Raw genomic sequence first — 24,913 nt, 5'->3', positions numbered from 1 at the left:
CCGATAGCGGGGCGGCGCATTCTGCACCTGACGCCTTGCCGCGGACGCCTCACCAGAGCCGGGGGCGGCGGTGCCGACGCCTGCTTCAAGGGGCCAGCCGCGGGACTGGTCAGTCGGCGATCAGCGTCGCGATCAGCGCCTTCGCCTCGGGCCCGTCCCAGGCCGCGTCACCGGTCAGCCGCGCGACCTCGCGCCCCTCGCGGTCCAGAAGCACGGTCACCGGCAGGCCCAGCACGCCCATCTCGCGGGCGAAGGCCTGCTTCGGATCGCGCAGCTTCGGCAGGTCGGTGATGCCGACCTCGTCGAAGAAGCGGTCGATCGCGGGCACCGGGTTGCGCCCGGTGGCGATGGTCAGCACCGCGAAATCCTCGCCGCCAAGCTCGGCCTGCAGCGCCTGAAGCGAGGGCATCTCTTTCCGGCAGGGGGCGCACCAAGTCGCCCAGAAGTTCAGAAGCACCACCTTGCCGCGCCAATCGGACAGCGGCTTCTCGGCCTCGGCCGGATCGTAGAGCGTGGCATCCAGCGGCTGGCCCGGCTCTGACAGCACCAGCTTGCGCATGTCGCCCTGCATCAGCGGCGCAAGGTCGGCGGCCGCGGCGGGCCGCGCAAGGGCCCAGCCAACCGCAAGACTGGCGCCAAACGCAAGGGCCGTGTAGAGGACGGCGGAACGGATGCGGGCCACGGAGCCTCCCGAGACAGGGACCAGGAATGACCGACAAGACCTCGAACCAGATGTGGGGCGGACGCTTTGCCGCCGGCCCGGACGCGATCATGGAGGCGATCAACGCCTCGATCGGTTTCGACCGTCGGCTCTACGCCCAGGACATTCGGGGCAGCCGGGCCCATGCCGCGATGCTCGCCGCACAAGGCATCCTCACGGATAAAGATGCGGAAGCCATCCGGGAAGGCCTTCTCACGGTCTTGTCAGAGATCGAAGGCGGCGACTTCCCGTTCCGGACCGAGCTGGAAGACATCCACATGAACGTGGAGGCGCGCCTGAAGGAGATCATCGGCGAGCCCGCGGGGCGCCTGCACACCGCGCGGTCGCGCAATGACCAGGTGGCGGTCGACTTCCGCCTGTGGGTCCGCGACCAGTGCGACCAGGCGATCGAGGCGCTGACCGCGCTGATCCGCGCGCTGCTGAAACAGGCTGAGGCGGGGGCCGACTGGGTGATGCCCGGTTTCACCCATCTGCAGACCGCGCAGCCGGTGACCTGGGGCCATCACATGATGGCCTATGTCGAGATGTTCGCCCGCGACATCGGCCGCTTCACCGATGCCCGCGCCCGGATGAACGAAAGCCCGCTGGGCGCCGCGGCGCTGGCCGGCACCGGCTTCGCCATCGACCGGCACATGACCGCGGCCGAGCTTGGGTTCGACCGGCCGATGGCCAACAGCCTCGACGCGGTGTCGGACCGCGACTTCGCGCTGGAATACCTGTCTTCGGCTTCGATCTGCGCGATGCACCTGTCGCGCTTCGCGGAAGAGCTGGTGATCTGGTCCTCGGCCCAGTTCCGCTTCGTGGCGCTGTCGGACCGGTTCTCGACCGGCTCGTCGATCATGCCGCAGAAGAAGAACCCCGATGCGGCAGAGCTGATCCGCGCCAAGATCGGTCGGATCCTCGGCTCGACCGTTGCGCTGTTCACGATCATGAAGGGGCTGCCGCTGGCCTATTCCAAGGACATGCAGGAAGACAAGGAACAGGTCTTCGACGCCGCCGACAGCCTGATGCTGTCGCTGGCCGCGATGACCGGCATGGTCAGCGACATGTCGGCGCGCACCGATGTGCTGGAAAAGGCCGCGGCCTCGGGCTTCTCGACCGCGACGGACCTTGCCGACTGGCTGGTGCGCGAGGCCGGGCTGCCGTTCCGCGACGCCCACCACGTCACCGGCACGCTGGTCGCGCTGGCCGAGAAGAAGGGCTGCGACCTGCCCGAGCTGTCGCTGCCCGAGATGACCGCCGTTCACCCGGCGATCAACCAGTCGATCTATTCGGTGCTGGGCGTGCACAACTCGGTCGCCAGCCGCCAGAGCTATGGCGGCACCGCGCCCTCGCAGGTGCGGGCGCAGATCGCGCGCTGGACCGAACAGCTGGCATGATGGTCCGCGCCGCCGCCCTGCTTGCACTGGTGGCGGCGCTGGCCGCCTGTTCCGGGCCGCCGCGCCCGCAGGCCAATGTCCATGTCACGCCCTCGGGCGTGCGGGTGAACCCCTCGGTCTCGGGCAGCCTCGCCGGCATCGGCATCCGGGTCAGCCCGTGAGCCTTCCCCGAACGCGAAAAGGAGCGAGCATGTCGAAATCCCTGATCGCGGCGCTGGCCGCAGCACTGGCCGCAGCACTGGCCCTGACCGCCTGCGGCGTCGACGGCCCGCCCGTGCCGCCCCCCGCCAAGCCCGAAGCGCCTGCGAGCCGCGCGCAGCAGGCGCTCGACCCCGTCGGCCTGCGCTGAAGGCGGGCGGCCGTGTCGGCGCTGCGGCTGTGCTACCTTGCGCTGAGCCTCGGGGCGCTGGTCCTCGTCGCGGTCTCCGGCCTGCCGGGCTGGCCCTCGGGCAGCGAGGCACTGGCGCTGGCCGCCTTCACGCTCTGGTCCGGGGCCGAAACCTGGGTGCGGCGCAACTGGATCGCGCTGGTCGCGGTGGCGCTGGGCTGGGGGCTCGGCCTGCCCGTGGGTCTGCCGGTCTACCTGTTCCTGCGCACCCGCCCGGTCGCCTGAGCCTTGGACTCAGGCGCGGCGGCGGCGCAGGCGCCCGGCACCGAAGAGCGCGCCCAGCCCGCTCAGCGCCATGACCAGACCGGGCGGCAGCGGCACCGGCGGGATCTGCTCGGTCGGTGTCACCGGCCCTGCGGTCGGCCCGTCCTGTGGCCCGTCCGTCGGGCCGCTTGTCGGGCCGTGCGGGATCGGAGGATGCCCGTGCGGCGGCACCGGACCCGGCGGCAGCAGTCCCGGCGGCAACAGCGGATCCGGACCCGAGAGCCCCGCGATGCTGTAGCCACCGCCCGCGCCGCCAAAGCCCGCGAAACCGCCAGGCGGGTGCCCGCCGCCATGGCCTTCACCGCCCCCGATGAACCGGCCCATGACTTGATCCGGGGCCGCAAGGGGCGGGGGCGCGCGGAGCAGGCCCGCATCCGCGTCGAGCCAGCCGCCCTCGAGCAGCAGCACCCGCTCGGGGCAGAACGGAGGACGGAGCGATCGCGTCGTGTCGCCATTGGTATAGGCCCCGGCGGGACCGGCCAGGCACAGCAGGACAAGGCCCGCGAAAGCGAGTTTTCCGGCAGTCATGATGTGAACGCTCCTTAGCGGTTTGCACCGCCCCCAAGACCGGTTTCGGACAGAACGCCGTCTTCGGTCAAATTCCCGCCCCAATTCCGGCGCGGTTGCGCCATCATGGGAAACAGTCGGTCCGAAGCGGCCGGATCGCGGCGGCGCTGCACGGAAATCGCGCTGCGAATCGTGCAAATTGCATCTCGCGGCCAACCTGCTAAGACCCGGCCAGCATTGCCGGAGGCCCCCGCATGGATCACTTCATCTACAAGGACGGACAGCTGCACGCCGAGGGCGTTCCGGTGGCCGATATCGCGCAGGCCGTGGGCACCCCGGTCTACGTCTACTCGGCAGCCACGCTTGAGCGGCACTACCGGCTGTTCACCGAGGCACTGTCGCCGATGCCGCACCTTGTGTGCTTCGCGGTCAAGTCGAACTCGAACGTCGCGGTGCTGAAGCTGCTGGGCGATCTGGGGGCGGGCATGGACGTGGTCTCGATGGGCGAATACCTGCGGGCCAAGGCCGCGGGCGTGCCCGGCGACCGCATCGTCTTTTCTGGCGTCGGCAAGACCCGGCCCGAGATCCGCTGCGTGCTGGAAGGCGGCATCCGCCAGTTCAACGTCGAAAGCGAGCCCGAGCTGATGGCGATCTCTGCCATCGCGACCGAGCTTGGCGTGACCGCCCCGATCGCGGTCCGGGTGAACCCCGACGTGGATGCCAAGACCCACGAGAAGATCGCCACCGGCAAGTCAGAGAACAAGTTCGGCATCCCGATCGCCAAGGCGCGCGCGGTCTATGCGCTGGCGGCCTCGCTGCCGGGGATCGATGTCGTGGGCATCGACGTGCACATCGGCAGCCAGCTGACCGATCTGGCGCCGTTCGAGGAAGCCTATCTGAAGGTGGCCGAGCTGACCCGCGCCCTGCGCGCCGACGGGCACGACATCCGCCGGCTCGACCTCGGCGGGGGCTTGGGCATTCCCTACACGCGGTCCAACGAGGTGCCGCCGCTGCCCTCGGACTACGGCGCGCTGATCCAGCGCACCGTCGGCGATCTGGGCTGCGAGATCGAGATCGAGCCTGGGCGCCTGATCTCGGGCAATGCCGGCATCCTCGTGTCCGAGACCATCTATGTGAAGGAAGGCGAGGGGCGGAACTTCCTGATCCTCGACGCGGCGATGAACGACCTCGTGCGCCCCTCGATGTACGGCGCGCATCACGACATCGTCCCGGTGATCGAGCCGGGCGCGGGCGCCGAGGCGCAGGCCTTCGACGTGGTGGGCCCGGTCTGCGAGACCGGCGACACCTTCGCCAAGGGCCGGGCGCTGCCGGCGCTGGCAGCGGGCGATCTGGTCGCCTTCCGCTCGGCCGGCGCTTACGGCGCGGTCATGGCTTCGGAATACAATACCCGTCCGATGGTGCCCGAGGTGCTGGTGAAGGGGGATCACTTCGCTGTCATCCGGGCCCGCCCGACGTTTGACGAGATCATAAACCGCGATACGATCCCGGTATGGCTGTGAGCTGACCGGCAAGGCTCGCGGCCCCCACCAAGCCCGGAGGCGCCGCGTGCCCATGCAGGCCGAGACCCCCCAGACGTCGCCCCGCTGCCGGACCGCTCGGGCATGAAGCTGCCCGCGCGCCTTTCCGGACGCCGGCCCGGACGCAGGAGCGAGCCCGCAGGCGACACCCGCGGCCCCGCCGCGGGCGCGCTGGCAAGGCTGTCGACCGCGATCCGCGCGACGCGTGCCGGGCTTGTGGCCGAGCGGCTGGCCCGCGCCTTCTGGCCGTTGTGGTCGATCCTGCTCGTCGCGGCGTCGGCGCTTGCGTTCGGGCTGCAGGACGCGCTTTCGCTGGAGCTTCTCTGGGCCTGCATCGTCGCCGTGGCGCTGGGGGCCGCGGCCGCGCTCTGGGTCGGGGTCCGGCGCTTCCGCTGGCCCGCCGAGGGCGAGGCGCGCGAGCGGCTGGACGCGACGCTGCCCGGTCGGCCGATCGCCGCGCTGACCGATGCGCAGGCGTTGGGCGGCAACGATCCGGCCTCGGCCGCGGTCTGGCAGGCGCATCTGGCGCGGATGGCCGAGCGCACGCGCGGCGCCCGCTGGGCCCGGCCCGACCTGCGCCTTGCCTCGCGCGACCGGTTCGGGCTGCGCTACCTTGCCCTTACCGCCTTCGTCATCGCGATGATCTTCGGGGTCCCGGCGCGGATGGCCGAGGTCGGGCAGATCACCCGGCCCGGCGGCAGCGTCGAGGCCGCGGCAGGGCCCAGCTGGGAAGGCTGGGTCGAACCCCCGGCCTATACCGGTCGCCCTTCGCTCTACCTCAACGCCGTCGAGCAGGACCGGCTGGACCTGCCCGAGGGCAGCCGCTTCGCCTTCCGCTTCTACGGCGCCCCCGATGCGATCCGGCTGACCGAGACCGTTTCCGACGGCAAGGCCGCGCCGCCGCCTGCGCCCGCGCAGGGTCAGCCCGCCGGCCCGCAGGCCGCGCAGTTCACCGCCGTTCAAAGCGGCAGTGTCCGGATCGAAGGCCCCGGCGGCCGGGTGATCGAGGTCGCGATCCAGCCCGACGCCCCGCCCGAGGTCTCGGTCCCCGGACCGATGCGCAAGGAAGCCGATGGCACGATGACGCTGCCCTTCGCGGCGCGCGACGATTTCCAGGTCACCGCCGGCCGGGCGGAGATCACCCTGGACCTTGCCTCCGTCGACCGCCGCTTCGGCCTGACCCGCGCGCCCGAGCCGCGCGAGCCCTATGTGCTCGACCTGCCGATGCCGATCACCGGCAACCGCGCCGAGTTCACCGAGGCGCTGGTCGAGAACGCCTCGAAGCACCCTTGGGCCAACCTGCCGGTGAAGATCCGCCTGACCGTCGAGGACGGGATCGGCCAGACCGGCAGCGCCGCCGAGCTGACGATGCCCTTGCCCGGACGCCGGTTCTTCGAACCGCTGGCGGCCGCGATCATCGAGATGCGCCGCGACCTGCTGTGGAGCCGCGACAACGGCACCGACACGCTCGAGGTGCTGCGCGCGATCTCGAACCGTCCCGACGGTTTCTTCCGCAATGAGCGCGCCTTCCTGATGCTGCGCGTGGCAATGCGCCGGCTCGAGGCGGCGCTGGCGCAGGGGCCGATTTCCGAGCAGATGCGCGACGAGACCGCCGAGGCGCTGTGGCAGATCGCGGTGCTGGTCGAGGATGGCGGGCTGTCGGACGCGCTGGAGCGGATGCAGCGCGCGCAGGAGCGCCTGTCCGAGGCGATCCGCAACGGTGCCAGCAAGGAAGAGATCGAGGACCTGATGAACGAGCTGCGGCAGGCGACGGATGAGTACATCCGCCAGCTCGCGCAGCGCGGGATGAGCCAGGACAGCCAGGAGATGGCGCAGAACCAGCAGCAGGGCCAGCAGATCACCGGCGACCAGCTTCAGCAGATGATGGACGAGATCCAGCGTCTGATGGAAGAGGGCAAGATGGCCGAGGCCCAGCAGCTTCTGGAGCAGCTGAACCGGATGATGGAGAACCTGCGCGTGACCCAGGGCCAGGGCGGCCAGGGCAACATGCCCGGCGGTCAGGCGATGCAGGACCTGTCGGACACCCTGCGCGACCAGCAGCGCCTGTCTGACGAATCCTTCCGTGATCTGCAGGGTCAGCAAGGGCAGCAGGGTCAACAGGGCCAGCAAGGGCAGCAGGGCCAGCAGGGGCAGGGCCAAGGTCAGGGCCAGGGCGGACAGAACGGCCAGCAGGGGCAAGGACAGCAAGGTCAGGGCCAGCAGGGGCAAGGTCAGCAGGGGCAGGGGGAGTCCGGCTCGCTCGCCGATCGCCAGCAGGCGCTGCGCCAGGAGCTTGAACGGCAGCGCGGCAGCCTGCCCGGTCAGGGCTCCGAGGCCGGGCAGGCCGCGCGCGAGGCGCTCGACCGCGCCGGCCGGTCGATGGACGGGGCCGAAGAGGCGCTGCGGCAGGGCGACAACGGCACCGCGCTCGACCGTCAGGCAGAGGCGATCGAGAACCTGCGCGAGGGCATGCGCCAGCTGGGCCAGGCGATGGCGCAGGAGAATGGCGGCCAGCAACCCGGACAGGGTCAGGGCGGCGAGGGGCAGGGCGGCGACCAGCGGCAGGCGCAGGGCGGCCCCGGTGGCCAGCGTGACCCGCTGGGCCGGGTGATCGGCGAATCCGGTCGCGCCGGGACCGACCGCAACATGCTGCAGGGCGACGACATCTATCGCCGAGCGCGTGACCTGCTGGACGAGATCCGCCGCCGCGCGGGCGAACAGCAGCGCCCGGAAGAAGAGCTTGATTACCTGCGCCGGCTGCTCGAGCGGTTCTGACGCCCGGGGCCCGTCACATTGGGATCAGGGAGCGAGAAGCCTGTTCAGCCAGACCCGTGCCGCATCGATGGCGGCGACGCCGGCCTGCACCGGCCCGGCCAGCGCGGGCACGCTCTCGGCCAGGGCCGGGCCCAGCCGGTAGAAGCCCAGCACCAGCACCGCCAGCGCGAGCATCAGACCGAAGCCCAGGCGGAAGCCCGAGCGCTGCCGACGCAGGGTCTCGGGCGCGTCGATCGAGGCATGCTCGTCGCCGCGCTCGGACGTCGCGCGCAGGGTCGAGTTGATTTCCTCGATGTCCGGCAGCAGGTCGCGCCGCGCCACTGCGCGCGGGATGGCTGCGGGTTCATCGGCGATCTCGGGCTCGCGCTCTGCCGTGGGCGCCGCGAGCGGTTCGGGCGCGGAGACCTCGACCGGGTCCGGCGCGGCCTCGAAGCGGCGGCGCGGGGCGGGGGCCTCGTCCAGCGGCAGTTCGGATTGACGCTCGAAGGTCGCGGTCGCGGCGGCGCGCCGGGCGCGGGCCTCGCGCTCGGCCTCTTCGCGCAGCACCGAAAGCACGGCCTCGTTCAGGTTGCGGCGCGGACGCGGCGCGACGGTCGCGCCTGCGGCGCTGGCCGGCAGGACCGCTTCCAGCGGGGTGCCGCCAAGCTCGTCCTCGTAGACGTCTTCGTCGGGCAGCGCGGGTTGCGGCGTCGCGATGCCGACCAGATCCTCGTCCGCCTGCGAGCGGGAACCCAACGCGGCAACCGGCGTCTGGTCCGGCACCGGCGCGGCGGAATCGGCCTGCCAGCGCGACAGGGCATCCTCTCGGTCCGGGGCGGTGTCGAAGGCATCCCGCGGCTCGGACCCGGCTGCGATCGCAGCGGGTTCTTCGTCCGCTACGCCCTCGTCCTCGAGATCCTCGGCGTCCCAGCCGGTCGCGGCAGGCGGCACAAAGCTGTCCGGGTCCGCACCGTCAGGCGCCTGGAACCACATCCGCCCGCAGTTCGAGCACTGGACGTCTCGCCCCGTCTCGGGGATCATCTGCGCGTCGACTTCGTATTGAGCCGCGCAGTTCGGGCAGATCAGCCGCATCCGTCTCGAAGCCCCGCCTCGGCCATTCTGGTCTTTGCACTCGCTATGTTGTAGCAAGCAAATCGGCAGCATCCAAGCATTTGTGGCACAACGCAGACACCTGCGTCAGGGGCCTGCGGAGGACCGGAGTGATCGAACTCGAGAATGCGAGTTATGGCTATGGCGGCGGCGAGATCCTGACGGAGATGTCGCTGAAGCTCGCGCCGGGCTCGTTCCATTTCCTGACCGGGCCCTCGGGCGCGGGCAAGACCACCTTCCTCAAGCTGCTCTATGCCGAGCTGCTGCCGACCCATGGCACGGTCACCTGCTTCGGGCGCAACGTGCGCAGCATGGACCGGGACGAGGTCGCGGGCCTGCGCCGCAAGGTGGGCGTCGTGCATCAGGACTGCCAGTTCCTCGACCATCTCTCGATGGCCGAGAACGTGGCGATGCCGCTGACCGTGGCCGGCCGGTCGATCGACGTGGAAGAGCTGGTGGAACTGCTGGCCTGGGTGGGGCTGAAGGCGCAGATGGATGCGCTGCCGCCCTCGCTGTCGGGCGGCGAGCGGCAGCGTGCGGCGCTGGCACGGGCGGTGATCTCGGGTCCCGACATCATCCTGGCGGACGAGCCCACCGGCAACGTCGACTGGGAGATGTCGCTGCGCCTGCTGCAGTTGCTGGTCGAGCTGAACCGGATGGGCAAGACCGTGGTCATTGCCACCCATGACATGAACCTGATCCGCCAGGCCAAGGCCCATGTCGCGGCCCGCGTGCTGCGCATCAAGGGCCGCCGGCTGCATCTGGCAGGAGCCGACCTGTGACCCAGATCCTCGAGCAACTGCGCGCCCTGGTGGCGCGCCTGATCGACACCGAGGCCGACCGCGTCGTCCCGCCCTCGGGCTTCACCGCGCGGCTGACGATCTTCGCCGCCGCCGCGATGGCCTTCCTCGCGGTCTTCGCGATGGCGCTGTCCTTCGCCGCCGACCGCCTGTCGGATCGCTGGTCAGATGCGCTGTCGCGGTCGGCCACGATCCGCGTCTCGGCCGCGCCGGACCAGCTCGATCGCCAGACCTCGGCGGTGATGGCGGTGCTGCAGACCACGCCGGGCGTCGCCGCCTCGCGGATCCTGTCGCCGGAAGAGACGCGCGGGCTGCTCGCGCCGTGGTTCGGGCCGGACCTGCCGGTCGAGACGCTGCCGATCCCGGTGCTGATTGACGTGAAGGAAAGCGGCGAGGGCTTCGACGCCGAGGGGCTGCGCCTGCGACTGACGGCCGAGGCGCCCGGCGCGGTGCTGGACGACCATGCGCGCTGGCGCCGGCCGCTGGCCGCGGCGGCGGGGCGGATGGAATGGATCGCGGTGCTGGCGCTGCTGCTGATCGGTGGTGCGACGGCCGGGATGATCACGCTGGCCGCACAGGCGGCGCTGGCCGCCAACGGGCAGGTGATCCGCGTGCTGCGGCTGGTCGGCGCGAAGGACGACTACATCGCCAAGGCCTTCATCAACCGCTTCACCCTGCGCGCGGCGGCCGGCGGCGGCGCGGGCATGATCGCGGGGCTGATCGGCGTCGCCATCATCCCCTCGACCGACGAGGCGGGCTTCCTGACCTCGCTCGGCTTTGAGGGGGCCGAGTGGATCTGGCCGATCCTGATCCCTGCGATGGCCGCGGGCGTAGCCTATTTCGCGACCCGCGCCGCCGCTCTGCGCGCCCTGAGGGAGCTGACCTGATGCCGCCGATGACCCGCCCGATCTGGCTGCAATACCCGGCCTCGGTCCTGTTCATCGTTCAGATGTATCTGGTGATGGCGATCCTTGGCATCCTGTTCCTGCCGCTGGCGCTCGCGCGGCGCGAGGCGGCGGTGGCGGCGTGCCGGGCCTATGCGCTTTACGTGCGCTGGACGGCCTCGTGGATGGTCGGCCTGAAATCAGAGATCCGCGGGCCGATCCCGCAGGGCGAGGTGCTGATCGCCGCCAAGCATCAGAGCTTCTTCGACATCCTCGTCATCTTCTCGGTCCTGCCAGAGCCGAAGTTCGTGATGAAGAAAGAGCTGCTGATGGCGCCTTTCCTTGGCTGGTATGCCAAGCGGCTGGGCTGCGTGGCGGTCGATCGCGGCAAGCGCGGCAAGGCCGTGGCGCAGATGCTTTCGGACATCGCCGAGGGCCGTTCGGCCCCCGGGCAGCTGGTGATCTACCCGCAGGGCACGCGCGTGGCACCGGGGGCCGAGCTGCCCTACAAGACCGGGACCGCGGCGATCTACAAGGAAACCGGCTGGGCCTGCGTGCCGGCCGCGACCAATGTGGGTGTCTTCTGGCCCAAGCGCGGGATGCTGCGCCGACCCGGCACCGCGGTGGTCGAGTTCCTGCCCGAGATCCCGCCCGGCGTCCGCATGTCCGAGATGATGGCCCGGATCGAGACCGTCATCGAGACGTCGTCGAACGCGCTTATGGCCGAGGCGGGATTCGTCCTGCCGCCGCCCTCGGGTCACGGCGTCCTCTGACCCCCGAATCGCGACAGGAGCCCCCATGCAGACCATCGACACGATCGAGGCGCTGGAGGCCCTGTACGGACAGCCGCTTCCCACCTCGACCCGCAAGGTCGCCGACCGGCTGACACCCGAATACCGGGTCTGGATCGAACGGTCGCGCTTCGCGGTGCTGGTCACCGTCGGGCCCGAGGGCACCGATGGCAGCCCGCGCGGCGACGATGGCCCGGTTGTGCGGATCGAGGACGACCGGCTGCTGGCGCTGCCCGACTGGCGCGGCAACGACCGCATCGACTCCCTGCGCAATATCGTGCGCGACGGCCGTGTTAGCCTGATGTTCATGATCCCCGGCTCGACCAACGTGATCCGCGTGAACGGCCGCGCCCGGCTGAGCGCCGACCCGGCCCTGTGCGACAGCTTCGCCCGCGCGGGCAAGCTGCCGCGCACGGTCGCCCTGATCGCGATCGAAGCGGTCTATTTCCAGTGCGCCCGCGCGCTGATCCGCTCGCGGCTCTGGACCGCCGGCGATGAAAGCGCGGGCCTGCCCACCGCCGGGCGGATGCTGGCGGCGCTGACCGAAGGCGAGGTCGGCGGCGAGGACTACGACCGCACCTGGCCCGCCCGCGCCGCTGCCACGATGTGGTGACGGGAACCGCCGCCGCCCGTCGCGGGTTCGGGCGGCATGATGAACACAGCCGATCTCGCCGCGCGCCGCCGCAGCCTTGAGCGCATCGCCCGCGTCGCCCGGGCGATGGACACCCGTTTCGTGCTGCCGGGCGGGTTCCGCGTCGGCTGGGACGGCATCCTCGGGCTGGTGCCGCTGCTGGGGGATTCGGTCGGGCTCGCGGTCTCGGCCTGGATGATCTTCGAGGCGCATCGCGCCGGCGCGCGCAAGCGGGCAATGGTGCGGATGGTCGGCAATGCGGCGATCGACTGGGCGGTGGGCAGCGTGCCGATCCTCGGCGATCTCTTCGACATCGCCTTCAAGAGCCACCGGCGGAACCTGCGGATCCTAGAGGCCGAACTGTCGCGCTAGGCCGCCAGCTTCAGCGCGACGATCCCCGCGACGATCAGCCCGATCCCGGCCAGCCGCAGGACCGAGGCCGCCTCGCCGAACAGCACGATGCCAAGCGCCGCCGCGCCCAGCGCACCGATCCCGGTCCAGACCGCATAGGCAGTGCCGACCGGCAGGCTCTTCATCGCCTGCGACAGCAGAACGAAGCTGGCCGTCGCCGCGACCAGCGTGAACACCGAGGGCCAGAGCCGCGAGAAGCCGTCGGACCATTTCAGGCCGATGGCCCAGGTCACCTCGAGCAGGCCCGCGATCAGCACCAGAAGCCAGGGGTTCATCGCATCCTCAGCTGAGCGGGCAGTCGGCGACGTCCAGCGTCATGCCGATGCGGGTGGTGGGATCGTAGGCCTGCCCCGCCACGTCGAGCCACAGCGTGGTCGCCGAGTGGCGCAGCTCGATGGCGTCAAGGGGCAGGGTGGTGGTGCCGGCGTCGATCACCGCATCCTCGATCAGCGCGCAGGAGGTGACGAAGCGCAGTTCATAGCCGTTGAAGCCGGCCTCGACGAAGTGACCGGCCCCGGCGTGCTCGTAGCTCATGTCGATGCGGTCCGCGCCGATGTTCACGGTGACCGGAACGATGTCGAGCGCGTTCTGCGCGCCCTCGGGGCCCAGCCCGAACTCGACCCCCTCACCGACGACGACCGTGGCGCCATGCCCGTCGAAAAGCGGATGCGCGGGGTCATCATAGACCACGCCGCGGAAGGTGACGATCCGGCCGAGCAGCCCCGCCGCAGGGGCGGCGGTGGCCGTGGCTCCGAGACAAAGCAGGGAGGCCGCGACCGCCCGTGCGATCACGCGGCCAGACCTTTCGATCCCATGTCGAGGAATTTGTGACGGCGCTCGCGCACCAGCGCGTCGGGCTTCTTCGCCGACAGCTCCTTGAGCATCGCCTCGATCGCCTTGCCGACGGCGTCGATCGCCTCGTCGCGGCCGCGCTGCGCGCCGCCGACCGGCTCTTTCACGATGCGGTCGATGATGCCCAGCTTCAGCAGGTCCTGCGCGGTCAGGCGCAGCGCCTCGGCGGCTTCCTTCATCTTCTCGGCATCCTTCCACAGGATCGAGGCGCAGCCCTCGGGCGAGATCACCGAGTAGATCGAATGTTCCAGCATCGCGATCTTGTTCGCGGTGGCGAAGGCTACGGCGCCGCCCGAGCCGCCCTCGCCGATCACCACGGTGATCAGAGGAACGCCGATCTGCAGGCATTTCTGCGTGGCGCGCGCGATGGCTTCCGACTGGCCGCGCTCTTCCGCGCCCTTGCCCGGATAGGCGCCGGGGGTGTCGACAAGGGTGATCACCGGCAGGCCGAAGCGGTGGGCCAGATCCATCAGCCGGATCGCCTTGCGATAGCCCTCGGGGCGGGCCATGCCGAAGTTGCGTTCGATCCGCGATTTGGTGTCATGGCCCTTCTCGTGGCCGATGACGACGACCGGCTGGTCGTTGAAGCGCGCAAGCCCGCCCATCACCGCGTGGTCGTCGGCAAAGCCGCGGTCGCCGGCGAGGGGGGTGTATTCGGTGAACAGCCGCTCGATGTAGTCCTTGCAATGCGGACGGTCGGGGTGGCGCGCGACCTGGCATTTCCGCCAGGCGTTCAGGTCCTTGTAGATGTCCTTCAAAAGCTGCTCGGCCTTGCGGTCCAGCGCGGCGGCTTCCTTCTCGACGTCCATCTCTTCGTTCTTGCGGGCCAGCGCGCGAAGTTCTTCGGCTTTGCCTTCGATCTCTGCCAGCGGCTTTTCGAACTCGAGATAGTTCATCGGACTCTCCGTAAGGGACCGGGCCTATATGGCGCGCAAGGGGGCGGAATGCAATCTGGCGGGACGCGCGCAGGCGTCCGGGCTAGGCTGGGCAGGTGCGAGATCGCGGGGGAGTGATGACCTATCCTGTCGAGATCCGGTCCTGCCCGGCGCTGCGGCTGGCCGGACTGCTGAACATCGGGCCCTATTCCGGGCTCGGCGCGGCCTATGAGCGGTTGTCAAGGCTGGTGGGTGACCGCAGGCTCTGGCCGCGGGTGCAGGGGGCGGCCTCGATCGGCCATGACAATCCGCGGCGGACCGCACCCGAGGCCCTGCGGGCACATGCCTGTTTCATCGTGACCGAGGTGGCAGGGATCGCGCCGCCGCTGGACGAGATCCGCTATCCCGCCGGGCGCCGCGCGGTGCTGCTGCTGACCGGCCCCTATGACGGGCTGCCCGAGGCTTATCGCTTCCTGATGGACCGGTGGTTGCCGGCATCGGGCGAGCGGATGGCGGGGCCGATGCCGTTCGAGATCTATCTCGACGCGCCGGGCACGCGGCCAGAGGCTGCGCTGCGCACCGAGATCCACCTGCCGCTTGCGTAAAAAGGGCGGCACCGGCCTCTCCTCCGGCGCCGCCCGAACCCGCGCAAACCCTCCCCGGCTGCGCGGGCGGTAGCCCTTATGCGCCGATCATCTCGGACTGGCGCACGATCACCTCGGCCTGCCGGATCGAGGCAAGATCGACCAGGCGGCCCTTGTAGACGGCGGCCCCGGCCCCCTCGGCCTTGGCCTTCTCCATAGCGGCGAGGATCTCGCGCGCTTCGGTCACCGCGGCCTCGGACGGAGTGAAGATTTCGTTCGCGAGCGCGACCTGCTTGGGGTGGATCGCCCATTTGCCGACCATGCCCAGCGTGGCCGAGCGCAGCGCCTGCGCGCGGAAACCCTCGTCATCCGAGAAATCGCCGAAGGGCCCGTCGACGGGCAGCACGCCATGAGTGCGGCAGGCGGCGACGATGGCGGTCTGCGCCCAATGCCAGGGGTCGGCCCAGTATTTCTGGCCTTCGCGGTGCATGTAGTAGTTTTCCTGCGTCCCGCCGATGCCGGTGGTCTGCATCCCCATCGAGGCCGCGAAATCGGCGGCGCCAAGGCTCATCGCCTGAAGGCGCGGCGACGAGGCGGCGATCTCTTCGACATGGGCGATGCCGGCCGCGGTCTCGATGATCACTTCGAGCGCGATGGGTTTCGTGCGGCCCCTCGCGCGCTCGATCGCGGTCACCAGCGCGTCGACGGCATAGACATCGGCCGCGCAGCCGACCTTGGGGATCATGATCTGGTCGATCCTGTCGCCGGCCTCCTCCAGCACCTCGACCACGTCGCGATACCAGAAGGGCGTATCAAGGCCGTTGATCCGCACGCTGAGGTGCTTCATGCCCCAGTCGATGTCGTTGATCGCCTGGATGATGTTCTTGCGGGCCTGCGGCTTGTCGTCGGGCGCCACCGAATCCTCGAGGTCGAGGTTGATGACATCGGCGGCCGAGGTCGCCATCTTCTCGAAGATCGCCGGGCGCGAGCCGGGGCCGAAAAGCTGGCAGCGGTTGGGGCGGGCCGGGGCGGCGGGCTGGATGCGGAAGCTCATTCGAAACCTGTCGGCAAGGATGTTTCCAATCTGTCGTCGGCCGAGTTATAAAATTGCGCGACGGTTGGCAAGCGGCGACATTGCGTTGCGGCATCCGACCATCGTCGCACGATTGTCCCGGCAAGTCGGGGCTTTGCGCGATGGCCTTGCGGGAATTCTGCTGCAGGGCGGCGAAACGGCCAAGACTTTTCTGATGTGCCGCGTATCGTTGCGGAACCAACAGAGAGGATTCCGCCATGGCCATGATCGAGACGCCCTATCTTCTGTTCCTTGGCGATGCGCCCGATGCGCTGGCGGCGAAGGTCGCGCAGGGGATCAAGGACTGGCGGCCCGAATTCGCGGTGGGCCAGTTCCGGATGGCGGGCTGCAAGGCCGACCTCGGGCTGAAGGACATGTCTTTGGCCGAGGCGAAGGCGGCGGGTGCGAAGACGCTGGTCGTGGGCGTGGCGAACCGGGGCGGCATCATCTCTGACCCCTGGATCGCGGTGCTGACCGAGGCGCTGGAGTTGGGCTACGACCTGGCCTCGGGCCTGCACAACCTGCTGCGCGACGAGCCTGCGCTAGTCGCGGCGGCCGAGGCGAACGGACGCATGCTGCATGACGTGCGGGTGCCGGCGGTCGACTACCCGATCGCCAACGGCAAGAAGCGCCGCGGCAAGCGGATGCTGGCGGTGGGCACCGATTGCTCGGTCGGCAAGATGTACACGGCGCTTTGCGTGGAAAAGGAGATGCGCGCCCGCGGCATGAAGGCCGATTTCCGCGCCACCGGTCAGACCGGGATCCTGATCACTGGCGACGGGGTGCCGCTGGATGCGGTGATCGCGGACTTCATGGCGGGCTCGATCGAGTACCTGACGCCCGATGCCGAGGACGACCACTGGGACCTGATCGAGGGGCAGGGCTCGCTTTACCACGTCAGCTATTCCGGCGTGACGCTGGCGCTGGTGCATGGCGGCCAGCCCGATGCGCTGGTGATCTGCCACGAACCGACGCGCGCCCATATGCGCGGCCTGCCGGGCTACCAGCTGCCGAGCCTCGAGCAGGTGCGCGATGCGGCGCTGATGCTGGCCCGCGTCGGCAATCCGGCCTGCGTGGTGACGGGTGTGTCGATCAACACGCAGCACATGGCGGAGGCCGAGGCGAAGGCCTATCTTGCCGAGGTCGAGGCCCGGATGGGCGTGCCCGCCACCGACCCGTTCCGCTTCGGCGCGGGCGTTCTGGTCGATGCGCTCGAGAAGATCGAGGGCTGGTACGGCGAGGCCCCGGCCGCTGCCGCGGGCATCGAGCCCGACGCCTGAGAGCCGGGACGGACAAGAGGAGAGCCTGCCATGATCGAGATCCACCGCGACACCTTCCGGTTGGCGCAGGTCTTCACCATCAGCCGCGGTAGCCGCACCGAGGCGCAGGTGATCCGCGTCGCGATCCGCCGCGGCGGGCACGTGGGGCAGGGCGAATGCGTGCCCTATGCCCGCTACGGCGAAAGCCTCGACAGCGTCGCCGCGCAGATCGAGAGCCTGCCCGGTGACATCACCCGCGAGGCGTTGCAGGCTGCGCTGCCCGCCGGGGCCGCGCGCAATGCCGTCGATTGCGCGCTCTGGGATCTTGAAGCCAAGGCCGCGGGCCGGCGCGCCTGGCAGATCGCCGGCTTGCCGAAGCCCGGCCCAATGATCACCGCCTACACGCTGTCGCTGGACGAGCCCGACAACATGCGCGCGCAGGCAGCGAAGAACGCGCACCGGCCGCTGCTGAAGATCAAGCTCGGCACGCCGAACGACATGGCGCGGCTGGCGGCGGTTCGGGCGGGCGCCCCCGACACGCCGATCATCGTCGATGCGAACGAGGGCTGGACGCCCGAGATCTATGCCGACCTCGCTCCGCACCTGATCCGCATGGGCGTGAAGCTGGTCGAGCAGCCGCTGCCTGCCGGGGCGGACGAGATGCTGGCCGAGATCGCGCGGCCGCTGCCGGTCTGCGCGGATGAGAGCTGCCACGACCGTCATTCGCTGCCCGACATCATGGGCAAGTACGACTATGTGAACATCAAGCTCGACAAGACCGGCGGGCTGACCGAGGCGCTGGCCCTGCGCGACGAGGCGAAGGCCGAGGGCTTCGGGGTGATGGTCGGCTGCATGGTCGGCTCGAGCCTTGCGATGGCGCCGGCGGTGCTGGTCGCACAGGGCGCGGGCTTCACCGATCTTGACGGGCCGCTGCTTCTGGCGGAAGACCGCGACCATCCGCTGACCTACGACGCCGAAGGGGTGCATCCCCCCGCCGCCGAACTCTGGGGCTGACGCCCGCACGAAAGGACATGACCATGAGCCGCACCGTCTATGTGAACGGCGAGTACCTGCCTGAGGAAGAGGCTAAGGTCTCGATCTTCGACCGCGGCTTCCTGATGGCGGATGGCGTCTACGAGGTCACGACCGTTCTCGACGGCAAGCTGGTCGATTTCGGCGGCCATGCGAAGCGGCTTGAGCGCAGCCTGCGCGAGCTTGAGATGGACGCGCCCTGCACGATGGACGAACTGCTGGAGATCCATCGCCAGCTGATCGCCAAGAACGGCATCACCGATGGCACCGTCTATCTGCAGGTGACGCGCGGCAACCCGGGCGACCGCGACTTCTCGTGGCCCGAGCCGCCGGTGAAGCCGACGCTGGTGCTGTTCACCACCGCGAAGCCCGGCTTCGCCGACAGCCCGCTGGCCAAGACCGGGATCGAGGTCATCACCGTGCCGGACATCCGCTGGGGCCGGCGCGACATCAAGACGGTGCAGCTGCTCTACCCGTCGATGGCGAAGATGATGGCAAAGAAGGCCGGCGTCTCGGATGCCTGGTTCGTCGAGGACGGCTTCGTGACCGAAGGCTATTCGAACAACGCCTACATCGTGAAGAACGGCCAGATCATCACCCGCGCGCTGTCGAACGACATCCTGCACGGCATCACCCGCGCCGCGGTCCTGCGCTTCGCCCGCGAGGCGCAGATGGAAGTGGTCGAGCGGAACTTCACCCCGGACGAGGCCTATGCGGCGGACGAGGCCTTCTGCACCTCGGCCTCGGCCTTCGTGATGCCGATCGTGAAGATCGACGCGGCGGTCATCGGCACCGGCACGCCGGGCCATGTCGCGACGCGCCTGCGCGAGATCTATATCGAGGAAATGCGCAAGGCGGCGATCTGACCGCCCGCCCGAGCGCGATCGCCGGCTGATCCGTCAGCCGGCGTATTCGATCATCAGATCGGTGGGGTCGACCTCGTAGGGGGTCACCCCGCGCAGCACCGCCCGCAGGCGACCGTCGATGATGATCTCGGTCGAGCCGCCGTCGCCGGATTGCTGCAGGTCGACATCGACCGAATGGTCGGGCTGGGCCGCGAAGACGGTGATTTCCACCGGATCCGTTCCCGGCGCGTAGCCGGTCACCACCATCACCGCCGGGTCGTAGCCGTGGTTCGGCTTGCGCGGTCCGCGCGCCGTTTCCCAGTCCGCGTCAAGCGCGGTCTCGGCCGCCGCTTCGCGCAGCGCGTCATTCCACAGGGCATCTTCCGCAGAGTGAAGCTCGGGGTTCGCGAACTGCGCGTCCAGCAATGCCTCTTCGTCGACATGTTCGATCTGCGGATTGCGAAGCGCTTTTCTCATAGGTGACCCCCGCGGGTTGGTTTTCGGCACTGGCGGCCGGCTTTGAGACAACCCTCTGGTTGAATTGCGGCAAGATCTTGGCGAAAGCGGGAAGTCACCGCAGCACAATTAAGGGTTGAGACACAATCGGGGCGCCCGAGGTCGCAGTGTTGACGCTTTTTCGGCAAGACGCCGCCGATCGCGGTCAGGACTTGCCGACGTTCTCGCGGAAGGCGACCTCGAAGGCGGCCGTCTTGGCGGCATCCGCCTCGGTCTGGTTCTGAGCGCGCCACGCGTCATAGGGCATGCCGTAGAAGATCTCGCGCGCCTCGTCCTTGCCCATCTCGATGCCGCGGGCGTTGGCGGCTTCCTGATACCAGCGCGACAGGCAGTTGCGGCAGAACCCGGCGAGGTTCATCAGGTCGATGTTCTGCACCTCGGGGCGCTTTTCCATCAGGTGCTCGCGCAGCGCGCGGAAGGCGGCGGCTTCAAGCTCGGTGCGGGTCGCGTCGTCCATCGGTCTGCCTTTCTGTCGCCGGGGCGGCTGGGTGTCGCCCCGATATGGGGTCCGATATGAGGTCAGAGGCCGCTCTGCGCCAGCACCGACTCGAGCGGGCCGGCGAGCCGCGCGGCCCAGTCGCGCTGCGCGGCCTCGGTCGCGATCAGGTCGTTGCGCAACTCGATCAGCACGTTCGGCCGGCCCGGCGTCAGCGCGTGCCGGTCGATCGCGTCGCCGTCGAGATGGCCCGAATAGGGCTCGTTGTCGCCAACCGTCAGTCCGGTGGCGGCCAGCGCGGCGATCAGCGGCTTCGCCAGCCGCTCGTCGCGGTGGGAATAGAGGATGCCGATCTCCCAAGGGCGCGTGGCGCGGCCGCGTAGGCAGCGGGTGAAGCTGTGGATCGCGCAGATCACCGTGTCGGGGCGGCGCGCGGCCAGGTCTTCGTAGGCGCGGTGGTAGGGGCGGTGGAAGGCGTTCAGCCGCCGCTCGGTCTCGGCTGCGCCGACAGTGCGGTTCGCGGGGATGATCGTGCCGTCGTAGAGCTTCATCACCAGCGTCGGATCGTCTTCGCCGCGGTTCGGGTCGATCACCAGCCGCGAGAAGCGGGTCAGGATCGCCGGCGCGTCGAGTATCACCGCCAGTTCCCGCGTGACGCCCGCGGCGCCGGGGTCGAAGGCGATGTGGCGGGCCATGTCGGCCTCGGCGATGCCGAGCGAGCCGTGGCCGACCGAGCGCGGGACGATGTTGGTGGCGTGGTCGCAGGTCACCAGCCAGCGCGAGGGGCGGGTGGGTCCGACGATCTCGAAGGCGGGGCCATCAGGCTGAATTTCGTGCAGGGACATGTCGCATTTCCGTTTCACGCTCTGTTTAGGCCGATCAACGGCCGGGGGCCAGTTGCGGGGGGGCGGAAATTCCGCCATCAAGGGCGCGGCCCACCGAAAACGACGACACCGACAAGGAACGAGGCAGCAATGAGACGCCTTCGGAATGTAAAGATCGTGGCCACGCTGGGTCCGGCTTCGAGCGATTACGAAACGATTCTGGCTTTGTTCAAGGCGGGGGCCGATGTGTTCCGCCTGAACATGAGCCATGGCACCCAGGATGAGCAGCGCGCGCGCTTCGACAACATCCGCCGCGCCGAGCAGGAGACCGGCCGCCCCATCGCGGTTCTGGCCGACCTGCAGGGCCCGAAGCTGCGCACCGGCACCTTCACCCATGGCTCGGAGGATCTCGAAGAGGGGCAGGCCTTCCGCTTCGATCTGGACCAGAAGCCGGGTGACGCGACCCGCTGCTGCCTGCCGCACCCCGAGATCTTCGCGGCGCTGCAGCCCGGATCGACCCTGCTGATCAACGACGGCAAGATCCGGATGAAGGTCGAGAGCTGCGGCCCCGACTTCGCCGACTGCACGGTGAAGATCCCGGGCACGATCTCGAACCGCAAGGGCGTGAACGTGCCCGACGTGGTGCTGCCACTGGCCGCGCTGTCCGAGAAGGACCGCTCGGATCTTGAATTCGCCTGCCAGCTTGGCGTCGACTGGCTGGCGCTGAGCTTCGTCCAGCGTCCCGAGGACGTGCTCGAGGCGCGCGAGCTGGCCAAGGGCCGCGCCTCGATCCTGTCCAAGATCGAGAAGCCGGCCGCGCTCAACAGCTTCGATAAGATCCTCGAGGTTTCGGACGGGATCATGGTGGCGCGCGGGGATCTGGGCGTCGAGATGCCGGTCTATTCGGTGCCGCCGATCCAGAAGCGGCTGGTCCGCAAGTGCCGCGCCGCCGGCAAGCCGGTGATCGTCGCGACCCAGATGCTGGAATCGATGATCGAAAGCCCGATGCCGACGCGGGCCGAGGTCTCGGACGTCGCGGGCGCGATGTACGAGGGCGCCGATGCGGTGATGCTGTCGGCCGAAAGCGCCGCCGGCCGCTACCCGATCGAGGCGGTGACGACGATGGACAACGTCGCCCGTTCGGTCGAGGAGGACGCGACCTACCGTCAGGTGATCGAGGCCAGCCGCAAGATCGAGCGGCGCACCATCGCCGAGGGCATCGTCGGCGCGGCGCGCGAACTGGCCGAGACCAGCGCCCAGATCCGCGCGATCTGCTGCTACACCGAGACCGGCAAGACCGTGAACCTCGTCGCGCGCGAGCGGCCGCGGGTTCCGATCCTGGCGCTGACGCCCAACACTTCGGTGCTGCGCAAGCTCTGCCTGACCTGGGGTGTGCATGTCGCCTATTGCGAGGCGGCCGACCGCTTCAAGGGCGCGGTCGTTGGCGCAGTTCGTACCGCGGTGCAGCACGGTTTCGCGCGTGAAGAGGAGTCGATCGTGCTGGTTGCGGGCGTGCCGTTCAACGTGCAGGGCACCACGAATATCCTGCGCGTGGCCCCCTGCGACGAGCGCCTGATCTACCGCACCGATCCCGAATGACCGGGGCCCGGGGCCGCCCGCTCTGGCAGTCCGGCCCCGGCGACGCCGGTGGATGCTGACCACATCCTCGTGCTGGGCGCGGTGATCGCCGCGCTCGGCCTTCCGGCCGCGGTCAGCGCCTGGTCCGATGGCCGCAGGCCCTGGGCCGCGCTGGTCGCGCTGCTGGTCGGCGGCGGGATCATGGCCGCCGCCTGGGTCGCGCATCCTGGCGGTTACCTGTTGGCCGAACTGCCGCATGTTTTCCTGGGCGTCGTGGCCGACATCATCCACTGACGGGGCAGGGATTTTCCGGCCCGTGGCAGGCTCGGCCCCTTGCGCAACACCCGGAAGCCGTCTATAGGCCGCGGCTCGAACCTCGCACGGCCGGCCGATGTGGCATTGCCGAGTCGTGCGCATGACAACTCGCAAGAGGAGATGGAAATGCCCAAGATGAAGACGAAGTCCGCTGCCAAGAAGCGGTTCTCGTTCACCGCGACCGGCAAGGTCAAGGCGGGCCCGGCCGGCAAGCGGCACGGCATGATCAAGCGCTCGACGAAATTCATCCGCGACGTGACCGGGACGATGATCCTGTCCGAGTCGGACGCGAAGATCGTCAAGAAATACATGCCCTACAACCGCTGAACGGGAGAGCTGAGATATGGCACGCGTCAAGTCCGGCAAGGTGACCCACGCCCGTCACCGCAAGGTAATCAAGGCCGCGAAGGGCTACTACAGCGCCCGCAGCCGCAACTTCCGCACCGCCACGCAGGCGGTCGACAAGGCGCAACAGTACGCGACGCGTGACCGCAAGGCCCGCAAGCGCAACTTCCGCGCCCTGTGGATCCAGCGGATCAACGCCGCCGTCCGCGAGATCGATGCGACGATGACCTATTCGCGCTTCATCAACGCGCTGGCCGTCGCCGGGATCGAAGTGGACCGCAAGGTTCTGGCCGATCTGGCCGTGCACGAGCCGTCGGTCTTCGCCGGCATCGTCGAGAAGGCCCGCGCCGCCGTTCCGGCTGCCGCCTGATCCGACCGGATCAACGATAGGGAAGGGCCCCGCGGCGACGCGGGGCCCTTTCCCTTTCAGGTCTGCGGCTGTGGTATCAGTCCGGCATCCGGCCGCTGCGGATCACCTGCCGGAAGCAGATCTGCGCCGTCAGCGCCGAGGCGACGAGGAACAGCGCGGCCGAGACCGCCGGATCCGCGCCCAGCCCGGCCACGGCCGAGGCCAGCGCTCCGAAGCCCATCTGTGCGAAGCCGTACAGCCCCGAGGCCGCGCCGGCGAGGTCTGGCCTGACGCTGAGCGCCGAGGTCGCGGCGACCGGGCTCGTGAGGCCTGCGCAGAAGGTATAGGCGAAGAGCGGCGCGAGGTAGAGCGCGAGCGTCATCGGGGCGAAGGCTGCCAGCCCCAGCGCAAGGAGGGCGGCCGTCGTGGCCCCCAGCGTCGCCAGGACCAGCATCCGCGGCATCGCGACCCGTCGCAGCAGCCTGCGCGCCGCGAGGCTGCCCGAGGTCACCCCGAGGATGACGATGCCGAGGGCAAGCCCCAGCACCCCGGGCTCGAACCCCAGACGGTGGGTGAGCACGAAGGGCGCGGTGGCGACGATGGCGTAGAGCGAGGTCGTCGCGCAGGAGCCGCCAAGCGCCAGCAGCCGGAAAGCGGGATCGCCGATCAGCGCGCGGTTCGCGCCCAGAAGCCCGGTCACGCGGGCGCCGCGATGCGTTTCGGGGATGACCCAGAGCGCGACGGCCATGCACAGCACGCCGAGCGCCGAAAGGAAGCCGAAGATCGACCGCCATCCCAGCAGGCTGGCCAGCAGTCCGCCGGCCAGCGGCGCCAGCGCCGGGCCGATGGCCACGATCATGTTCAGCGCGGCCAGTTGCCCGGCCGCCTCGCGCGGCGGGGCGATGTCGCGGACCATGGCGCGGGCCAGCACCAGACCCGCGCAGCCGCCAAGGGCCTGAAACACCCGTGCCGCGACCAGCGCCGGCAGCCCCTGCGCCGAGGCGGCAAGGATCCCGGCCGCGGCATAGAGCGCGAGGCCCGCCAGCAGCGGTGGCCGCCGTCCGTAGCGGTCTGACACCGGGCCATAGAGCAGTTGCCCGACGGCCAGCCCGAGGATGTAGAGCGAGATCGTCATCTGCATCCCGCCCGCACCGGCGCCAAGCTCGGCGCCGGCCAGCGGCAGGGCGGGAATGAAGATGTGCATTCCCAGCGTGCCAGAGAAGCTGATCAGAACCAGGCTCCAAAGGGGCAGGCGGCGGGGCGGTCCCGTCAGGGGGAAAGTGGCATCCGCCCCGACGGCCATGGGTCAGACCCTGTCCATCGGGTCGTCGGGGATCGAGGGCAGCCGGTCGAGGATATGTTCGAGCACCCGGTTCGCCAGATCGATGTCGAGCGCGGTGAGCCCGTCCAGCACGTGCTCGCGCACCTCGGTCGCCGCGGATTCGGCCAGCTTGACGATCGGAAGCGCGGCTTCCTGCAGGGTCAGGCGCTTGGCGCGGCGGTCCAGCGGATCCTCGCTGCGCTTCACCAGCCCCGCCCCTTCGAGCGTGTCGACGAGGCGCACCACCGAGGACCGGTCCAGCGACAGGAACTCGGCAAGGTCGACCTGACGCACGGGGCGTTCGGCGCGGTGAAGGTAAAGAAGCGGCAGCCAGGTCGCCTCGGTGAGGTCGAGCGGTGCAAGCTTGGCGTTCACGGCCCTGCGCCATGCGCGGGCCGAGTGCTGGAGGCGACGGCCCAGTCGTTCGTGCGGAGTCGGCATCTGGCTCCCGATCGGTTGCAGTGCCAACAATGTTAGGGCGGCGCCGCAGGCAAGGCAACGACCCTTCGGCAATTGATACCTTTTGGAAAAG

Annotated in this window: 31 protein-coding genes; 19 read left to right on the top strand and 12 right to left on the bottom strand. The window is 69.5% G+C overall.

Translation table 11 applies throughout. The annotated features are described in order from the left end of the window. Window positions 1-109: 109 nt before the first annotated feature. Entirely contained in the window at window positions 110-682 is a 573-nt protein-coding gene (locus V8J36_RS17535) for a TlpA disulfide reductase family protein (RefSeq protein ID WP_336468619.1), read from the bottom strand. Window positions 683-708: 26 nt separating this feature from the next. Between V8J36_RS17535 and argH the strand changes: the two genes are divergently transcribed. The 4 genes from argH to V8J36_RS17515 are packed head-to-tail and all read left to right on the top strand — an operon-like array spanning window position 709 to window position 2,713. Next, entirely contained in the window at window positions 709-2,100 is a 1,392-nt protein-coding gene (gene argH / locus V8J36_RS17530; protein WP_336468618.1) for an argininosuccinate lyase, read from the top strand. Next, a complete protein-coding gene (locus V8J36_RS17525) occupies window positions 2,097-2,261 on the top strand; it encodes a hypothetical protein (RefSeq protein ID WP_336468617.1) in 165 nt (54 codons plus the stop codon). The genes argH and V8J36_RS17525 overlap by 4 nt, the downstream gene beginning before the upstream one ends. Window positions 2,262-2,290: 29 nt before the next feature. Then, a complete protein-coding gene (locus V8J36_RS17520) occupies window positions 2,291-2,449 on the top strand; it encodes a hypothetical protein (protein ID WP_336468616.1) in 159 nt (52 codons plus the stop codon). 12 nt (window positions 2,450-2,461) lie between these two features. Next, complete coding sequence (locus V8J36_RS17515; RefSeq protein ID WP_336468615.1) at window positions 2,462-2,713, top strand: DUF2834 domain-containing protein; 252 nt, start codon at window positions 2,462-2,464, stop codon at window positions 2,711-2,713. Window positions 2,714-2,722: 9 nt separating this feature from the next. Here V8J36_RS17515 and V8J36_RS17510 read toward each other — a convergent pair whose 3' ends face one another. Further along, complete coding sequence (locus V8J36_RS17510; RefSeq protein ID WP_336468614.1) at window positions 2,723-3,280, bottom strand: hypothetical protein; 558 nt, start codon at window positions 3,278-3,280, stop codon at window positions 2,723-2,725. Window positions 3,281-3,513: 233 nt separating this feature from the next. On the opposite strand from V8J36_RS17510, the gene lysA reads away from it, so the two are divergent. Both lysA and V8J36_RS17500 read left to right on the top strand, forming a co-directional pair. Further along, complete coding sequence (gene lysA, locus V8J36_RS17505) at window positions 3,514-4,779, top strand: diaminopimelate decarboxylase (protein WP_336468613.1); 1,266 nt, start codon at window positions 3,514-3,516, stop codon at window positions 4,777-4,779. A gap of 102 nt (window positions 4,780-4,881) precedes the next feature. Further along, window positions 4,882-7,572 (top strand): TIGR02302 family protein, encoded by a 2,691-nt coding sequence (locus tag V8J36_RS17500; RefSeq protein ID WP_336468612.1) that lies wholly within the window; start codon window positions 4,882-4,884, stop codon window positions 7,570-7,572. A gap of 24 nt (window positions 7,573-7,596) precedes the next feature. Here the strand turns inward: V8J36_RS17500 and V8J36_RS17495 are convergent, their stop codons facing one another. Then, complete coding sequence (locus tag V8J36_RS17495) at window positions 7,597-8,643, bottom strand: zinc-ribbon domain-containing protein (protein WP_336468611.1); 1,047 nt, start codon at window positions 8,641-8,643, stop codon at window positions 7,597-7,599. A gap of 128 nt (window positions 8,644-8,771) precedes the next feature. On the opposite strand from V8J36_RS17495, the gene V8J36_RS17490 reads away from it, so the two are divergent. The 5 genes from V8J36_RS17490 to V8J36_RS17470 are packed head-to-tail and all read left to right on the top strand — an operon-like array spanning window position 8,772 to window position 12,139. Then, window positions 8,772-9,443 carry a cell division ATP-binding protein FtsE gene (locus V8J36_RS17490; protein ID WP_336468610.1) on the top strand — a complete coding sequence of 224 codons (672 nt, stop codon included), beginning with the start codon at window positions 8,772-8,774 and terminating at the stop codon, window positions 9,441-9,443. Beyond that, a complete protein-coding gene (locus V8J36_RS17485; RefSeq protein WP_336468609.1) occupies window positions 9,440-10,348 on the top strand; it encodes a cell division protein FtsX in 909 nt (302 codons plus the stop codon). Before V8J36_RS17490 ends, V8J36_RS17485 begins: the two co-directional genes overlap by 4 nt. Beyond that, a complete protein-coding gene (locus V8J36_RS17480) occupies window positions 10,348-11,118 on the top strand; it encodes a lysophospholipid acyltransferase family protein (RefSeq protein WP_336468608.1) in 771 nt (256 codons plus the stop codon). The genes V8J36_RS17485 and V8J36_RS17480 overlap by 1 nt, the downstream gene beginning before the upstream one ends. Before the next feature lie 25 nt (window positions 11,119-11,143). Further along, entirely contained in the window at window positions 11,144-11,749 is a 606-nt protein-coding gene (locus tag V8J36_RS17475; protein WP_336468607.1) for a pyridoxamine 5'-phosphate oxidase family protein, read from the top strand. 36 nt (window positions 11,750-11,785) lie between these two features. Continuing rightward, complete coding sequence (locus V8J36_RS17470) at window positions 11,786-12,139, top strand: DUF4112 domain-containing protein (protein ID WP_336468606.1); 354 nt, start codon at window positions 11,786-11,788, stop codon at window positions 12,137-12,139. On the opposite strand, the gene sugE is transcribed toward V8J36_RS17470, so the two are convergent. The 3 genes from sugE to V8J36_RS17455 are packed head-to-tail and all read right to left on the bottom strand — an operon-like array spanning window position 12,136 to window position 13,926. After that, entirely contained in the window at window positions 12,136-12,453 is a 318-nt protein-coding gene (gene sugE, locus V8J36_RS17465) for a quaternary ammonium compound efflux SMR transporter SugE (RefSeq protein WP_336468605.1), read from the bottom strand. The genes V8J36_RS17470 and sugE overlap by 4 nt on opposite strands. Before the next feature lie 7 nt (window positions 12,454-12,460). Continuing rightward, complete coding sequence (locus V8J36_RS17460; RefSeq protein ID WP_336468604.1) at window positions 12,461-12,970, bottom strand: hypothetical protein; 510 nt, start codon at window positions 12,968-12,970, stop codon at window positions 12,461-12,463. Continuing rightward, window positions 12,967-13,926, bottom strand: a complete 960-nt coding sequence (locus tag V8J36_RS17455) for an acetyl-CoA carboxylase carboxyltransferase subunit alpha (RefSeq protein WP_336468603.1) — start codon at window positions 13,924-13,926, stop codon at window positions 12,967-12,969. The genes V8J36_RS17460 and V8J36_RS17455 overlap by 4 nt, the downstream gene beginning before the upstream one ends. Before the next feature lie 116 nt (window positions 13,927-14,042). Here V8J36_RS17455 and V8J36_RS17450 point away from each other — a divergent pair, with 116 nt between their 5' ends. Further along, the gene (locus V8J36_RS17450) at window positions 14,043-14,510 is read left to right on the top strand and encodes an AraC family transcriptional regulator (RefSeq protein WP_336468602.1); all 468 of its coding nucleotides are present in this window, start codon (window positions 14,043-14,045) and stop codon (window positions 14,508-14,510) included. 76 nt (window positions 14,511-14,586) lie between these two features. On the opposite strand, the gene V8J36_RS17445 is transcribed toward V8J36_RS17450, so the two are convergent. Next, the gene (locus V8J36_RS17445) at window positions 14,587-15,543 is read right to left on the bottom strand and encodes an L-malyl-CoA/beta-methylmalyl-CoA lyase (RefSeq protein WP_336468601.1); all 957 of its coding nucleotides are present in this window, start codon (window positions 15,541-15,543) and stop codon (window positions 14,587-14,589) included. A gap of 242 nt (window positions 15,544-15,785) precedes the next feature. On the opposite strand from V8J36_RS17445, the gene dgcN reads away from it, so the two are divergent. The 3 genes from dgcN to V8J36_RS17430 are packed head-to-tail and all read left to right on the top strand — an operon-like array spanning window position 15,786 to window position 18,718. Beyond that, the gene (dgcN, locus tag V8J36_RS17440) at window positions 15,786-16,841 is read left to right on the top strand and encodes an N-acetyltransferase DgcN (RefSeq protein WP_336468684.1); all 1,056 of its coding nucleotides are present in this window, start codon (window positions 15,786-15,788) and stop codon (window positions 16,839-16,841) included. Window positions 16,842-16,871: 30 nt separating this feature from the next. Beyond that, window positions 16,872-17,834, top strand: a complete 963-nt coding sequence (gene dgcA / locus V8J36_RS17435) for an N-acetyl-D-Glu racemase DgcA (protein ID WP_336468600.1) — start codon at window positions 16,872-16,874, stop codon at window positions 17,832-17,834. A 23-nt stretch (window positions 17,835-17,857) separates the two neighbouring features. Further along, entirely contained in the window at window positions 17,858-18,718 is an 861-nt protein-coding gene (locus tag V8J36_RS17430; RefSeq protein ID WP_336468599.1) for a D-amino-acid transaminase, read from the top strand. A gap of 33 nt (window positions 18,719-18,751) precedes the next feature. Here the strand turns inward: V8J36_RS17430 and V8J36_RS17425 are convergent, their stop codons facing one another. The 3 genes from V8J36_RS17425 to V8J36_RS17415 form a co-directional block, all read right to left on the bottom strand. Further along, a complete protein-coding gene (locus V8J36_RS17425; protein ID WP_336468598.1) occupies window positions 18,752-19,174 on the bottom strand; it encodes a hypothetical protein in 423 nt (140 codons plus the stop codon). Window positions 19,175-19,358: 184 nt separating this feature from the next. Further along, complete coding sequence (locus tag V8J36_RS17420) at window positions 19,359-19,670, bottom strand: DUF1244 domain-containing protein (protein ID WP_336468597.1); 312 nt, start codon at window positions 19,668-19,670, stop codon at window positions 19,359-19,361. A 62-nt stretch (window positions 19,671-19,732) separates the two neighbouring features. Next, window positions 19,733-20,494, bottom strand: a complete 762-nt coding sequence (locus tag V8J36_RS17415; protein WP_336468596.1) for an N-formylglutamate amidohydrolase — start codon at window positions 20,492-20,494, stop codon at window positions 19,733-19,735. A 129-nt stretch (window positions 20,495-20,623) separates the two neighbouring features. Here V8J36_RS17415 and pyk point away from each other — a divergent pair, with 129 nt between their 5' ends. The 4 genes from pyk (at window position 20,624) to rplT (ending at window position 23,081) form a co-directional block, all read left to right on the top strand. Continuing rightward, window positions 20,624-22,072, top strand: coding sequence for a pyruvate kinase (gene pyk / locus V8J36_RS17410; protein WP_336468595.1), 1,449 nt, complete (start codon window positions 20,624-20,626; stop codon window positions 22,070-22,072). 48 nt (window positions 22,073-22,120) lie between these two features. Continuing rightward, window positions 22,121-22,345 (top strand): hypothetical protein, encoded by a 225-nt coding sequence (locus tag V8J36_RS17405; RefSeq protein WP_336468594.1) that lies wholly within the window; start codon window positions 22,121-22,123, stop codon window positions 22,343-22,345. 147 nt (window positions 22,346-22,492) lie between these two features. Continuing rightward, window positions 22,493-22,693, top strand: a complete 201-nt coding sequence (gene rpmI, locus V8J36_RS17400; protein ID WP_336460607.1) for a 50S ribosomal protein L35 — start codon at window positions 22,493-22,495, stop codon at window positions 22,691-22,693. Between the two features lie 16 nt (window positions 22,694-22,709). Continuing rightward, a complete protein-coding gene (rplT, locus tag V8J36_RS17395) occupies window positions 22,710-23,081 on the top strand; it encodes a 50S ribosomal protein L20 (protein ID WP_336468593.1) in 372 nt (123 codons plus the stop codon). Between the two features lie 76 nt (window positions 23,082-23,157). On the opposite strand, the gene V8J36_RS17390 is transcribed toward rplT, so the two are convergent. After that, the gene (locus V8J36_RS17390) at window positions 23,158-24,363 is read right to left on the bottom strand and encodes a Bcr/CflA family efflux MFS transporter (RefSeq protein ID WP_336468592.1); all 1,206 of its coding nucleotides are present in this window, start codon (window positions 24,361-24,363) and stop codon (window positions 23,158-23,160) included. Between the two features lie 3 nt (window positions 24,364-24,366). Continuing rightward, window positions 24,367-24,756: a MarR family winged helix-turn-helix transcriptional regulator gene (locus V8J36_RS17385; protein ID WP_336468591.1), complete on the bottom strand. Its 390-nt coding sequence runs from the start codon at window positions 24,754-24,756 to the stop codon at window positions 24,367-24,369. Window positions 24,757-24,913 lie beyond the last annotated feature (157 nt).

Origin of the sequence: Frigidibacter sp. MR17.14 (assembly GCF_037095735.1) — a bacterium.
Classification (GTDB): Bacteria; Pseudomonadota; Alphaproteobacteria; order Rhodobacterales; family Rhodobacteraceae; genus Frigidibacter.
The sequence above is the reverse complement of the archived record's forward strand: the minus strand, read 5'-3'. Positions and strand labels throughout refer to the sequence as shown.

Bases quoted from the DNA above. Each gene is read 5' to 3' on its own strand.
- V8J36_RS17450 (WP_336468602.1), top strand. From the start codon at position 14,043: ATGACCTATCCTGTCGAGATCCGGTCCTGCCCGGCGCTGCGGCTGGCC.
- V8J36_RS17445 (WP_336468601.1), bottom strand. From the start codon at position 15,543: ATGAGCTTCCGCATCCAGCCCGCCGCCCCGGCCCGCCCCAACCGCTGC.
- V8J36_RS17470 (WP_336468606.1), top strand. From the start codon at position 11,786: ATGATGAACACAGCCGATCTCGCCGCGCGCCGCCGCAGCCTTGAGCGC.
- V8J36_RS17475 (WP_336468607.1), top strand. From the start codon at position 11,144: ATGCAGACCATCGACACGATCGAGGCGCTGGAGGCCCTGTACGGACAG.
- dgcA (WP_336468600.1), top strand. From the start codon at position 16,872: ATGATCGAGATCCACCGCGACACCTTCCGGTTGGCGCAGGTCTTCACC.
- rpmI (WP_336460607.1), top strand. From the start codon at position 22,493: ATGCCCAAGATGAAGACGAAGTCCGCTGCCAAGAAGCGGTTCTCGTTC.
- sugE (WP_336468605.1), bottom strand. From the start codon at position 12,453: ATGAACCCCTGGCTTCTGGTGCTGATCGCGGGCCTGCTCGAGGTGACC.
- V8J36_RS17415 (WP_336468596.1), bottom strand. From the start codon at position 20,494: ATGTCCCTGCACGAAATTCAGCCTGATGGCCCCGCCTTCGAGATCGTC.
- V8J36_RS17430 (WP_336468599.1), top strand. From the start codon at position 17,858: ATGAGCCGCACCGTCTATGTGAACGGCGAGTACCTGCCTGAGGAAGAG.
- pyk (WP_336468595.1), top strand. From the start codon at position 20,624: ATGAGACGCCTTCGGAATGTAAAGATCGTGGCCACGCTGGGTCCGGCT.
- V8J36_RS17510 (WP_336468614.1), bottom strand. From the start codon at position 3,280: ATGACTGCCGGAAAACTCGCTTTCGCGGGCCTTGTCCTGCTGTGCCTG.
- V8J36_RS17525 (WP_336468617.1), top strand. From the start codon at position 2,097: ATGATGGTCCGCGCCGCCGCCCTGCTTGCACTGGTGGCGGCGCTGGCC.
- V8J36_RS17520 (WP_336468616.1), top strand. From the start codon at position 2,291: ATGTCGAAATCCCTGATCGCGGCGCTGGCCGCAGCACTGGCCGCAGCA.
- V8J36_RS17480 (WP_336468608.1), top strand. From the start codon at position 10,348: ATGCCGCCGATGACCCGCCCGATCTGGCTGCAATACCCGGCCTCGGTC.
- argH (WP_336468618.1), top strand. From the start codon at position 709: ATGACCGACAAGACCTCGAACCAGATGTGGGGCGGACGCTTTGCCGCC.
- V8J36_RS17390 (WP_336468592.1), bottom strand. From the start codon at position 24,363: ATGGCCGTCGGGGCGGATGCCACTTTCCCCCTGACGGGACCGCCCCGC.
- dgcN (WP_336468684.1), top strand. From the start codon at position 15,786: ATGATCGAGACGCCCTATCTTCTGTTCCTTGGCGATGCGCCCGATGCG.
- lysA (WP_336468613.1), top strand. From the start codon at position 3,514: ATGGATCACTTCATCTACAAGGACGGACAGCTGCACGCCGAGGGCGTT.
- V8J36_RS17425 (WP_336468598.1), bottom strand. From the start codon at position 19,174: ATGAGAAAAGCGCTTCGCAATCCGCAGATCGAACATGTCGACGAAGAG.
- rplT (WP_336468593.1), top strand. From the start codon at position 22,710: ATGGCACGCGTCAAGTCCGGCAAGGTGACCCACGCCCGTCACCGCAAG.
- V8J36_RS17495 (WP_336468611.1), bottom strand. From the start codon at position 8,643: ATGCGGCTGATCTGCCCGAACTGCGCGGCTCAATACGAAGTCGACGCG.
- V8J36_RS17420 (WP_336468597.1), bottom strand. From the start codon at position 19,670: ATGGACGACGCGACCCGCACCGAGCTTGAAGCCGCCGCCTTCCGCGCG.
- V8J36_RS17500 (WP_336468612.1), top strand. From the start codon at position 4,882: ATGAAGCTGCCCGCGCGCCTTTCCGGACGCCGGCCCGGACGCAGGAGC.
- V8J36_RS17455 (WP_336468603.1), bottom strand. From the start codon at position 13,926: ATGAACTATCTCGAGTTCGAAAAGCCGCTGGCAGAGATCGAAGGCAAA.